At 32.7% G+C, this 1,802-nt stretch carries 2 protein-coding genes; both read left to right on the forward strand.

All coding sequences use genetic code 11. The annotated features are described in order from the left end of the window. A partial coding sequence (locus BM141_RS23210) for a carboxypeptidase-like regulatory domain-containing protein (protein ID WP_177217483.1) occupies positions 1-603 on the forward strand: 603 nt, incomplete at its 5' end. Between the two features lie 14 nt (positions 604-617). Then, positions 618-1,424 (forward strand): hypothetical protein, encoded by an 807-nt coding sequence (locus BM141_RS20520; RefSeq protein WP_091549335.1) that lies wholly within the window; start codon positions 618-620, stop codon positions 1,422-1,424. Positions 1,425-1,802 lie beyond the last annotated feature (378 nt).

Below are 1,802 nucleotides of genomic sequence, written 5' to 3' on the forward strand. Positions count from 1 at the left end.
AGTGTTCAATGGAATAATACCAATGGGAATGGCACTGTACAAGTATCTTCTTACGGTTGCTCTCCAGAACCCGCAAATCGCATAGGTTCTTTGAATGTTAGCATTACGGCACCAGTTTACATTACAATCTCTGGAAGAGTAACAAGCCCAAGTGGACAGGGGATTAGCACAGTTTTGGTAGGTTCAAGTGTTACAAATTCAAATGGAGATTATTCTTTTACTGTACAAAGTCCTTATAGTGGCACTATTATTCCTTCTCATAGTGATTATTTTTTCTCTCCTAATGGTTATACTTACAATAATGTAGTTACAAACCAAACAAATCAAAACTATATAGGCACTTGTGCTCCCGAGAATATTAATATTACTATGGAAATTCTATGGTTACATTATCTTAATATAACTATCAGTGGACTTAATCATTTCACTACTTACACCGTTGAATTCTTTAATGCAAGTGGACATCTCCTATCTTCTGATAGTTTTAATACTATGGACAGGTGTGATTATATATTTTTTGAGCAATTTGATATTGTTTTTATTCAAGTTGCGAGTGTTTGTATAAAAAGAAACGGAACTGTTATTCAATGTCAAACAAGATAAAATATTAAGAGATTATGAGAAAGATACATTTTTTTACTAAAACTAAAGTTACTGCCCTCTTGTTAGTTTTGGCAATACAAAGTTTTTTTGGCTGTGAGAAGCCAATTGATACCTTTATAGAAGAAAAAGAAGAAAATCACATCTATTGTAATAACTTCCCTAAAATAGAAAATCCTAATCTTGCTTATTTCAAAGGAGATTTATTAGGAGAAAAAGTTTCTTATATGCAATCTATTAATGGAAGGGAAGGTAGTGGAGATTGGGTACTTTATGGGGGAGCTATCGGCAATTTTAGCACTTCGGAGTGGAAATACAAATTTGTAAAATTTAAAGCAGAGATGAAGCAAGTAATTACCAAAAAGCAGGACAACCGAACTATAATGGATAGATACAAGGAAATTATCCTTTGGACACCCGCTATTCCCGTAGGCGATAGTACAAGTAAATATGATTACACTAATCCGGAAGGCTTTAAAAACCTATTTTGCTTAGGGAAAAAAAAATTGAAGCCTGATATTGCTTTTATAAAAAATGACTCCCTATCTACTTTCGTATTGCAATATGCAACATTTGACTACAATATCATAAACCCTCAAATCAATTTTATTGCATATACGGCAACAGGAAACCAAGATAATAGCTCATTAGAAATAACAGAGGTAAAAGAAGTCCCTGCTTTGTTAGAACATCAGAAGTATCGTTTGCAAGTAAAGTTTAAGATAAACTGCAAATTGTATGACATTTTTGGAAACTACAAAGGCAACATCAAAGACGGTGAAATTTTAATAATATTTTCTTTTGACGAGCTTCCTAAAAAGTGATAGATACAATTTTTTACTCTTTCTGCTTTCTAAAGGCTTGCTTCACTCAAAGCAAAGCAAGCCCCTAATTATACTACAGTGGCTTTTTTTGGAGGCAATAAGGATATTGGCTATCTTTGCAAAGTACAATTCAGCCAAGCAAAAGAAACTATTTTTTTTTGCCTGCCTTTTCCCTTCCTTGCAACGATAGTTTTTACTCATACGTACTGACAAAGATTTTGCTTTAAAAGTATTCATTGTAAAATTTGTACTTTGGCGAACACTCAAAAACTAATCTTCACTTTAAACTTCTCAGGCTTTTACTATTCTATTTTTTTCAAACAAAATTCTTAAATTAAAATGATTCAAACAGTTAAAAATCAGGGGTTTACCCCCCCC

Origin of the sequence: Thermoflexibacter ruber (assembly GCF_900113045.1) — a bacterium.
GTDB lineage: Bacteria > Bacteroidota > Bacteroidia > Cytophagales > Thermoflexibacteraceae > Thermoflexibacter > Thermoflexibacter ruber.

Coding starts and splice junctions, on each gene's coding strand:
- BM141_RS20520 (WP_091549335.1), top strand. CDS start 618: ATGAGAAAGATACATTTTTTTACTAAAACTAAAGTTACTGCCCTCTTG.